The organism is Mesorhizobium sp. M0698 (genome assembly GCF_040320455.1).
Taxonomy (GTDB): Bacteria; Pseudomonadota; Alphaproteobacteria; order Rhizobiales; family Rhizobiaceae; genus Mesorhizobium.
The window spans coordinates 1-9,520 of the sequence record NZ_JAMYPQ010000054.1; the positions used below are offsets into that span (position 1 = coordinate 1).

Annotated in this window: 8 protein-coding genes and 2 pseudogenes; 9 read left to right on the plus strand and 1 reads right to left on the minus strand. The window is 58.0% G+C overall.

The window, feature by feature from the left end; genetic code table 11:
- The first annotated feature begins 124 nt into the window (after positions 1-124).
- From NKI16_RS33375 to NKI16_RS33385, 3 genes are all read left to right on the plus strand, one after another.
- Positions 125-361, plus strand: coding sequence for a biotin/lipoyl-containing protein (locus NKI16_RS33375; protein ID WP_352924690.1), 237 nt, complete (start codon positions 125-127; stop codon positions 359-361).
- Positions 361-1,050: a 2-oxo acid dehydrogenase subunit E2 gene (locus NKI16_RS33380; protein ID WP_352924692.1), complete on the plus strand. Its 690-nt coding sequence runs from the start codon at positions 361-363 to the stop codon at positions 1,048-1,050. The genes NKI16_RS33375 and NKI16_RS33380 overlap by 1 nt, the downstream gene beginning before the upstream one ends.
- Before the next feature lie 129 nt (positions 1,051-1,179).
- Positions 1,180-2,025, plus strand: a complete 846-nt coding sequence (locus NKI16_RS33385) for an aldo/keto reductase (protein ID WP_352924694.1) — start codon at positions 1,180-1,182, stop codon at positions 2,023-2,025.
- Positions 2,026-2,587: 562 nt separating this feature from the next.
- On the opposite strand, the gene NKI16_RS33390 is transcribed toward NKI16_RS33385, so the two are convergent.
- Entirely contained in the window at positions 2,588-3,334 is a 747-nt protein-coding gene (locus tag NKI16_RS33390; protein ID WP_352924696.1) for an SDR family NAD(P)-dependent oxidoreductase, read from the minus strand.
- 971 nt (positions 3,335-4,305) lie between these two features.
- Between NKI16_RS33390 and NKI16_RS33395 the strand changes: the two are divergent.
- The 6 genes and pseudogenes from NKI16_RS33395 to NKI16_RS33420 form a co-directional block, all read left to right on the plus strand.
- Positions 4,306-5,418 (plus strand): annotated as a pseudogene (locus NKI16_RS33395) (IS5 family transposase).
- The gene (locus NKI16_RS33400) at positions 5,418-5,762 is read left to right on the plus strand and encodes a hypothetical protein (protein WP_352924698.1); all 345 of its coding nucleotides are present in this window, start codon (positions 5,418-5,420) and stop codon (positions 5,760-5,762) included. Before NKI16_RS33395 ends, NKI16_RS33400 begins: the two are co-directional and overlap by 1 nt.
- 1,063 nt (positions 5,763-6,825) lie before the next feature.
- On the plus strand, positions 6,826-7,278 hold the full coding sequence (locus NKI16_RS33405; RefSeq protein ID WP_352924701.1) for a transcriptional repressor: 453 nt from the start codon (positions 6,826-6,828) through the stop codon (positions 7,276-7,278).
- A 99-nt stretch (positions 7,279-7,377) separates the two neighbouring features.
- A pseudogene (locus tag NKI16_RS33410) lies at positions 7,378-7,701 on the plus strand (peroxiredoxin); the annotation flags it as partial.
- A 192-nt stretch (positions 7,702-7,893) separates the two neighbouring features.
- Positions 7,894-8,868, plus strand: coding sequence for a thiamine pyrophosphate-dependent dehydrogenase E1 component subunit alpha (locus tag NKI16_RS33415; RefSeq protein WP_352924699.1), 975 nt, complete (start codon positions 7,894-7,896; stop codon positions 8,866-8,868).
- A 5-nt stretch (positions 8,869-8,873) separates the two neighbouring features.
- The coding region (locus tag NKI16_RS33420; protein ID WP_502897650.1) for an alpha-ketoacid dehydrogenase subunit beta at positions 8,874-9,520 on the plus strand (647 nt) is incomplete at its 3' end.

The window sequence follows — 9,520 nt, forward strand, 5'->3', positions numbered from 1 at the left end:
CATTCACGTACCCTTCAGTCCGGCCCTCGAGAAGGATTTCTACCCGACGAAGGATCGCATCATCGCCGCCGTTCGGCGGCTGCTCTGAGATCTTCGAAAACTCTGAGAAGAATGGAAGTCAAAGATGACAACGGACATTATCCTACCCTCCAGTGGAATGGGTATCGAGGAAGCTACAATCGTTCGCTGGGTGAAAAGTGTCGGAGACGCCGTCAGTGAAGGCGAAATTATCGTTCAAGTCGAGACAGCCAAGGCCACTGTAGAAGTTGAAGCGCCCGCGAGCGGTATTTTGACAACAATCGTTGCACCGGAAGGTGCAACGGTAGAGATCAACGCGGTCATCGGAACGATTGAAGCCTGATGTCCCACTCGTTCACCGAGGTCCCCCTGACGCCGTTGCGGAAAGCCATAGCCGCTCGGATGACGCAGGCAAATCAGATGATTCCTCACTTCCGCCTTGTGGCCAACCTGGAAATTGATGCTCTTTTGCGTTGGCGGGCAGCGATCAACGAAGTGGATCCGACAAAAAGAATATCTGTAAATGATTGTCTCCTCAAGGCGGTTGCGGTGTCGTTGGTCGACAATCCCGCCCTAAACTGTCAGATGACGGACACTGCGATCCACCGATTTCACAGGGCTGACATTTCGGTCGTAATCGCTGTTGAAGGTGGCCTTGCGACCCCCGTGGTGCGCGGTGCCGAAGCCAAGTCGGTGATGGAAATATCCGCGGAAGTAAAGAATTTCGCCAAGCGAGCAGGTCGCAACGCGATGAAGCTTAGTGAGATATCTGGCGGCTCTTTCAGCATATCCAATCTTGGCGGCTATGGGGTCGAACAGTTCGACGCGATCATAAACGCGCCACAATGTGCCATTCTGGCAGTAGGGAAGGCAGAGCCGCGAGTGGTTGCAGATCGTCTCAACGGAACGAGGGTCGCAACAATGCTGACTTGCACGCTCTCAGTTGACCATCGCGCGGTGGATGGAGTCGAAGCAAGCAAGTTCCTGCTGGGCCTGAGGGACACCATTTCAGATCCAGACAGATTGGAATGAGCTTGAGCCGCTCCATTTCCGTTCGGGAGCGCTGGGGGCTGGTTGATAGCTTTAGAGAAGAGGGCGCCAAGCTCCGGTCCACCTTTGTTGATAGGAAAGCCGGGCGCGGGGAAAGAATTTGAGGGTCTTATGCATAACGTCATGGTGAACGGCGCGGCGATCCCGGTGATCGGGCTTGGGACCTGGACGCTCAAAGGCGAACTGTGCTCGGAGTTGGTCGCGCATGCGCTCTCGCTCGGCTACCGCCATCTCGACACCGCAGCGTACTATGAAAACGAGACCGCGGTGGGCGAGGGAGTGCGATTTTCCAACATACCGCGCGACGACGTCTTCGTCACGACCAAAGTCCAGTATACCGATATCGCCCCGGGAGACCTAGAGCGATCGGCCGAGGAGAGCCTGAAGCGCCTTGGCCTCGACACGGTCGACCTGCTGCTGATCCACTGGCCGAACCCGGAAGTTCCGCTGGCGGGCTCCATCAAGGCGCTGAACTCGGTTCGCAATTCCGGCATGGCGCGGCACATCGGCGTATCGAACTTCCCCACCGGCATGCTTGCGGAGGCGGTGCACCTGTCGGATGCCCCGCTTGTGGCCAACCAGGTCGAATATCATCCCTATCTCGATCAGACCAAGGTCCATGCCGCCTGCCGCGCGGCCGGCATGGCGATGGTCGCCTATTGCCCGCTCGGCCGAGGCGGAGCGTTGTTCGAGGACGCGGCAATAGGGGATTCCGCGAAGCGGCACGACAAAAGCCCAGCGCAGATCGTGCTACGATGGCAAGTGCAGCAGGAAGGCCTGGTCGCCATTCCGCGCGCCGAGCGCAAGGAATGGCTGGCGGAAAACATAGACCTGTTCGATTTCGAACTTTCCAGCGAGGAGATGGTAGCGATCTCGCGACTCCGGTCGCGTAACTATCGCATCCACGATTTCGGTTCGCTGCAACGCCGGTCGCTGCAATGGGATACGCCTGCCTAGCAACGGCAAAGCCAACGCAAAAACGGCAGGAGGCTGTCGAACGCGACGTCACGCGTGTCAGCAAAAGCCTGGAACGCCTCCTAACCGCCTTTCAGGAAGACCTCATGTCCTTGGACGAGCTGCGCTCTCGCATGCCTGAACTGTGAGCCCGCGAATACATTGAAGGCCGAGTTGCAGACGATCGCGATCAGGCTGCGGACCGGATGGTGGTCCTGCGATTGGCCGAGACATTGACCGCTTTCCTTCAACGACTACGCTAATCGGCAGAAACTTTGGACATCACCGACCGCCAGAAAATCGTCCGCTTGCTGGTTAAGGAGGTCTTGGTCGATGACAAACCATCACCATCCGCCCTCGATCCCGCGCCCAGCCATGCCTAGATGTCGCCAAATTCGTCCCTGCCCTAGATCGTGATCGTCCATTCCACCGCCATCGCTTTGTCTCCAAACAAACGACGCTGAAGGACTGCTCGGGCCTAACAACCCCTATTCGACCCCAGAGAAATTACCGGCCTCTTGGCAGAAGGACGTACGTGGCCCTTAAGTATCCTCGTTATCTGCACTCACCAGCTCGTGTACCCTCCATCCACGCTAAGAACTGCGCCGGTCATGTAGCTGGAGGCGTCGCTGGCTAGAAACTGAACGACATTTGCGATCTCCTCCGTGCGGCCCAAGCGGCCTACCGGCGTGAGTTCGACCCGGGTCGGATTGGGGTTACTGGTCATGTTCGTGGCGATGTATCCTGGAGCGACCGCGTTGACGCGAACGCCCGATTTTGCCCATTTGCAGGCGAAGGTCTTTGTGAGCATGTGCACGCCAGCCTTGCTGGCGTGGTAGGCTGGGCCGCCCCACGGCTTCGTAACGATGAAGCCGCACATCGAACCAATATTGACGATGTTGCCCGAACCGCGCTCGGCCATCGCCGCGCCGAAAGTCCTGCAACAATAGAACACGCCGTCGAGGTTAACGGAGATCACGAACCGCCAGTCGTCGTCACTTGTATCTCTCGTCTGCCCCTCGCGCCCAACGCCGGCATTGTTAATGAGAATATCCGGGCAAGCGCCGATCGCTGCGGCTAGGTCGCGCACTGACTGCGGATCGCTAACGTCGCAGCGGAGTGCGCCGACGTCGGGACCTACATCGGCTGCGGCCTTCCTGGTAGCGTCGAGGTCGAGATCGGTCAGCATGAGCGAGGCACCGGCCATCCTTAGCGTGCGCGCAATTTCCAGACCAATGCCTCGCGCGCTGCCGGTGACCAGCGCCGAACGGCCGGTAAGATCAAAACACTTCATGAGATCGGGATGCATCATGGCTTTGCTCCTCTGGGTTGCCATCTTGAATTCGCTGGTGGATGCTTGGCTAGCGCTGCCTCGATTGGCTCGGTGCCGTGGGATCAGGTACAACAAAATGCCCCTCAGCATTTCCGGTACCTGCGGCGGGATTGTTGTCCCGGTACACTGCGAGACCCCTTGTCTGTTTCTCGGGTCGACCCACGCTTAGAGGCCCTCAGGGGCAATCGGGTTGAATATCGAGGCGCTTTCCCGCGGCAGCAGATATCCCGCCACCGATCGGTCAGGACTAAGATACGTCTGGCAACCGCCTGCACCTGGGTCGCCGTTACCCAGCGGACCCTCTCCGGCCATTCCTGCACGTCCTCCACAGTCCTGCCGATGGCAAGGTCCTGCCCGTACATGATGGCCATTCCCGCTTGGCTGTCGTGTTCGAAGATCATCGAGCGCACTAAGCGTTTTTGGCCTTCTCAAGCTCGACATCCGTACACCGGCCTCGACGAATTTCCCTAACTTCGGAGTCGGTCGCGTCTTCTATGATGAAGCAGCCGTCGAAGCCCCGCGAGACGAATCCGAAATGGGAAATTTCTGCATCTGGAACGTCCTGCTGTAGGATGGCCGGACGTAGGCCGGCAAACAGCATTGTGGTAACATTTCGACATTCTCCGCACGATTAGCGTCGGTCGGTGACGCCTTTGCGGATGACACAACGCAATATGCGCGCCAAAGCAAAAACGTGTCAAATTCAAGGCAATGGATTAAACCGGCTCGGTCGCATGTCTAACAATGTCGTACATCGGACGATTCCGGTAGTTTCTCTGGGGTCGAATAGGGGTTGTTAGGCCCGAGCAGTCCATCAGCGTCGTTTTGTTCGGAGACAAAGCGATGGCCGTGGAATGGGCGATCACGATCTAGCAGGCTGTTGAAAAAGTGGCTCGCAGCGGGGCTGTGAGCGTGATTCAGTGTCTCCGGAGAGATTCGTAGAACGAGGCATGCGCGGTGGAGACGAACGGTCTGGCAAACTGTTGGCAAACTGTTCAGTTATGTTGATCTCGAGGCTCGGGTGCGGCGCGATCATCCGTTGCGCCGCATTCGGGCGATTGTGAACGACGCGCTGGCGGCGTTGGAGCGGGACTTGGCGGCGCTGTATTCGCCGATTGGGCGACCTTCGATCCCGCCAGAAAAGCTTCTGCGAGCGATGCTGCTACAGGCGTTCTACTCGATCCGCTCGGAGCGGCTGTTGATGGAGCGGCTGGAATACGACCTTCTGTTCCGCTGGTTCGTCGGCATCGGCGTCGATGACGCGGCCTGGGACCATTCGGTGTTCTCCAAAAATCGCGACCGGCTGCTGGAGGGCGACATCGCGACGAAGTTCCTTGCTGCGGTGCTGGCGCAGCCCAAGGTGACGAAGCTTGTCTACGGACCACTTCTCGGTCGATGGCACATTGATCGAGGCGTGGGCGTCGATGAAGAGCGTGAAACCGACGGACGGCCCAAGCGGGGGTCATGGCGAGCCACCGGCTGAAGGGGGCGGGCGAAACGCGGAAGCGGACTTACATGGCCACAAGCGTTCTAACGACACACATGCCTCGACCACCGATCCGGATGCCCGGCTCTATCGCAAGGGCAAAGGCAAGGAGGCCAAGCTGTGCTTTATGGGACATGGCTTGATAGAGAACCGCCAAGGCCTGCTGGTCGACGCCTGCCTGACACTGGCCGACGGACATGCTGAGCGGGTGGCCGCACTGCACATGATCGAACCTCGAGCGGAGCGGCCACAGGCGATCACGCTCGGCGCCGACAAGGCCTACGACGCGGAAGACTTCGTCAATGAGCTGCGCTCGATGAGGGTGACGCCGCATGTAGCGCAGAACACGAGCGGCCGCAGTTCCGCGATCGACAGGCGCACGACGCGACATGGCGGCTATGCCGTCAGCCAGCGCATCAGGAAGCGCATCGAAGAGGCGTTCGGTTGGATCAAGGTCGTGGCCGGCCAGCACAAGACCAGGTTCCGCGGCCGCGACCGTGTCGGATGGGCCTTCACCTTCGCAGCCGCTGCCTACAATCTGGTGCGACTGCCAAAGCTTATGGCGGAGACCGGCTGATGGCCAAGGTTCCCGGCTTCGCCAAGGCCTTCGCCGACCGCTGGCGCATCATCGAGATGGATGTTTGGGATAACGACTTCCTCGATCTCGTCGAGGAAGCCCATCTGACATTCAAAGGCTCGGCGGATGGCGAGATCGCCTTTGGCGCACTCAAGGGCTTCCTCGATGTCCGCTATGGCACCCGCGATGGTTCAGCCTGCGCGGAATTCTCGTGGGAGGGGCATGATGAGAACGACCCAGCCTGTGGCCGCGGCTGGGTTGTCTTTGGCACTGCAGGTCGCCTCGTCGGCCACTTCTACATCCACAATGCCGACGATTCCGGCTTCGTTTGCGAAAGAGCCTGACTTCTTCAACAGCCTGCTAGGGCAGGAACGAATTTGGCGACATCTGCCGGATGCAGCAGACGCCGATCACATGGCCCGATCCCGATCCGATTTCCCCGAAATCCTTTCCTCCATCGACAGGAAATGGAGTCTCTGGCATGGGCAGGTCGATCGCGCGATCCAGCGACTTACAGAGTCTCCTGTTGAGACTGAGGGTTTCGCAGCAAGAAGGCGAGTTCTCGATCGCACCGCTGTCACAGCCTTGGCGCGCAGCTCCTGACCTATGTCCTTCAACGCAGTGCGATCGTCAACTATGGAAAGCGCTACCGGGCTGGGCTTCGCGTCGCCACCACTCTCGCCGAATCTGCGGTGAATTCACTTGTCGGCAAGCGGATGATCAAGAAGCAGCAGATGCGATGGTAGCTCCACGGTGCGCATGTGCGCAGATCCGGGGCGACGGAGATCAATGGCGAACTTCGCAACCGGCTGCGTGTGAATCGGCGTGCAAAATTGACCCCATAATGGAGTGCGCCCCTCGGACCGGACAGGATGAACAAGCAGAATTGACTTGGAAGCCGGGCTTTCGAAGGATGGAAGACGCCGTTTGACAGGCTGCGGGCACCGTTTCGATAGCCTGAACCGACCGTGCCTGCAATATTCAAGCCGCAACCGGGTCTTCTGCATGCCGCTGACCCCAGAGAAATTACCGGTATGGCAGACCGATCTCAAAGCGAGGACATTTCAGGGGCAGGTCACGCCGCTTGTCCGTGGTGCCGGCCCGGCTCCCATCCTTTCATTCGCTTTCCGACATTCTTGTCCAGCTTCGAACCAAAGGGGGTTTGCGGATGTCTTCCGGTGACGCCTCGCCGCTGCAAAAGCCATGTGATCACCTAGCGTTAAGCCAATTGGCGCGGCGTTTGCTTTAGACTCTCTGGAACCCATAGAAAGCACTTAGAAGACTAGGCACAAGTCATTGCTGACACCGCAAAGCTCCATACAAGCGCCTGAGAAGACCGTCCCCATTCCCGCTGAACATCGGGACATGGTTCACTCCAGAGGTCCGTCCTCGGCAACTTTATTGCGTATGATTGATCCAAGGCCGACGCGCCAACGCGTGGCGCTCGCCGATTTGGCGTTGACCGGTCTTCATCAGCATGTGCGTGCCGAAGAAGTTCATCAAAGGGCCACCCAAGCCAAGGTCGGCGTCTTACTCGCAACGCCCTACAATGCGCTGGCTCAGTTCCGCCAACCTGGGCTTTTGCACATTCCCACAGTTGACGCATCACACTGCTATTCCGACGCGGACACATCCGATCACCATCACCTGTTTCCTCGAGGACGAGAAGCGCATCATCGATGTCCCTTCGAGCGCCATCAGCGAAGAAGGTCGGCCCGAGCCGCCCGAAGGCACTCAAATCACCCGTACCGACGTGGTCGTTCGAGTGGCGACGACGAGGAGCCAAGACCTCCCTTACAACCGGATGCCAACGAGGTGGGAGCCGCAAAGTCTCATCTTATGCCTCGGCATGCCTGCTGAGTTCGGCTTGCGTCAGTCCCAACCGAGAAGCAATGCGCCAGTTTTCTTTCAAAGGAGCAATAGCTGTGACCTCGAAAAAGAGCGTTCCCCTCGTCACCCGATGCCTTCGTCATGAACGCGTGGAGCAAGGCTTTGCGTCTCAAGAAGGTCAAGCTCATCCCGGATGGCTCGGGCGAGTTCATGCGCAAGATGGGCATGCTGGTCGCCAAGGACAATCTCGGCTTCGGTATGCGGTCTTGGCGTCACGCCGCCGATCAGTAATGGCGTGGCGAGCAGTTGTTCGGGGAGAAAAGTTTCTCCGACAACTGCGAGACCGACCCATATGGGCGTCTCGTCGCCGCAAACATCCTTGAGACGCTGAAGTCCGCCAAAGCTGAGGCCGCACAGCAGCCAATTGAAGTCAATTCCATTACTAATGGGTAGCTGCGGGGGGGCTAATAGCTTGTCGAAAAGCCATTTGTTCCGGATCTTGGAGAAACAGGAATGTTGATAACACTATACCGATGAATTCACAGGACTTGTCCTCTGCCATCACAGATCTATTTTCTTGACTAGTGGAGCAATGTTTGGATCATGCAGTTGAACGGTGATCAGAGATTAGAGGCTTATCGACGGATGCTTCGCATCCGCCGATTCGAAGAAGAGGGTGTGCGCCAGTTCCAGGGTGACAAGATTCCTGGTTTCTTCCACTCGAGCGTGGGTCAGGAAGCCGCTATCGTCGGGGCATGTCTCGCCCTTCGGGACGATGACGCCATGACAGGAACGCATCGTTCGCACGGCCATCCGATCGGGAAGGGTGCCCATCTGGACGCGCTCATGGCCGAGCTGATGGGAAAGGAGGGTGGCATTTGCAAGGGACGCGGCGGTTCGATGCACTTTGCAGACAGATCGGTCGGGATCATCAGCGAATCGGCTATCGTCGGAGGGGGCATTCCTCTTGCCACAGGGTGCGCGTTCAGCGCCAAGGTGCGAGGCGTCGATCAGGTTACGCTTTGCTTCTTTGGCGATGGAGCGGTGAACCAGGGCACCTTCCATGAGTGTCTCAACATGGCTTCGCTGTGGAAGCTTCCGGTCATCTATCTTTGCGAAAATAACGGCTATGCAATCACCACCTTGGTGGCGCAAAGCCACGGGCAGACGGACATTGCGCTGCGGGCGGCGGGCTACGGCATGCCAGGGGTAACGGTTGACGGGCAGGACGTGAGCGCCGTGAACAAGGCTGCGGCACAGGCTGTCACGCGAGCACGCGCGGGCGAGGGGCCGACTCTCATAGTAGCTAACACCTATAGATTCGATGACCACAGTTTCCGCTTGGTTGTTCGGGACGTACCGTATCGAATGGTTGAAGAAGTAGAGAGGTACAAACGCGACCGCGATCCGATTTCGCTATATCGCAACGTGCTCTTAGAAGAAGGCTTCAATGAAGACAGTCTGAGAGCAGTAGAGGACGAAGTCGCCGCAGCCGTCAAGCAGGCTGTACAATTTGCTTTGGCCAGCCCCATGCCTAGCCCCGAAACCTTGCCCGACTACATGTTCAAATCGCCCCTTGCAGGCCATAACAGCTTCGTGGCTGGGCTGGAGAGGAATTAATCGACATGCAAACTGATGTCCAGAAACTTGCCGTTACGCCCGGCACCCATATTCAGATGACCTATCTTGATGCGCTCATTGAGACGCAGTTAGAGGAAATGACTCGTGATGAGCGGGTCATCCTAATGGGGGAAGACATCTCGGTATATGGCGGTGACAAGCTTGTTGAGCGATTCGGCAAGCACCGGATCTGGAACATGCCGATTTCAGAAGGCAGTTTTACCGGGATGGGGATCGGGGCTGCCATCAACGGATTGCGACCGATCGTCGACCTAACAATGGCCAGTTTCGTCTATCTCGCTTCGGATCAGATTATCAACCAGGCGTCGAAGTTGCGGTTTATGACGGGAGGCCAGATCGACATTCCTATCGTGTTTCGTTGCTGTATGTACCCGCTGGGGAACAACGCGGCGCAGCATGCCGACCGGCCCTATCCGTTTTTCATGAATGTGCCGGGCCTCAAGATCATCAGCCCGACCAGCGCCGCCGACATCAAGGGTCTTATGAAATCGGCCATTCGCGACGGCGATCCTGTGCTTATGTTCGAAGACAACCGATTGTGGACCGTCAAGGGCGATGTGCCCACAGATCCGGATCATGTCATCCCGATTGGCAAAGCGGATGTGAAGCGCGAGGGAAAAGACGTAACCCT